Here is a 289-nt window from a genome sequence, read left to right as displayed (position 1 = left end):
TGCCTTCTTCGGCTGCAGCTTCAGTTGCTTCTGCGGCCGGAGCTTCTTCAGCTGCGGGAGCTTCTTCAGCCGCCGGAGCTTCTGCAGCCTTGCTGCCTTCGAGGAGCTCGCGCTCCCACTCGGCCAGCGGCTCTTCCGGGGTCTCTGCAGCACCGGTTGCACGGCTGTGGCGAGCGATCAGGCCCTCGGCAACGGCGTCGGCAACAACGCGGGTCAGCAGGTTGACGGAGCGGATGGCGTCGTCGTTACCCGGGATCGGGAAGTCAACTTCGTCGGGGTCGCAGTTGGT

The 289-nt window shown here is 65.7% G+C and carries 1 protein-coding gene; it reads right to left on the bottom strand.

Annotation, left to right across the window (positions count from 1 at the left end):
* Positions 1-289 (bottom strand): 30S ribosomal protein S2 (locus J1902_RS05020; protein WP_207615159.1); only part of this gene is annotated, 289 nt, incomplete at both ends.

It is taken from the genome of Arthrobacter cavernae (assembly GCF_017368795.1).
In the GTDB taxonomy this organism is placed as follows: Bacteria; Actinomycetota; Actinomycetes; order Actinomycetales; family Micrococcaceae; genus Arthrobacter; species Arthrobacter cavernae.
Note: the sequence above shows the minus strand (reverse complement) of the source record. Positions and strands in the feature narration are given on the sequence as shown.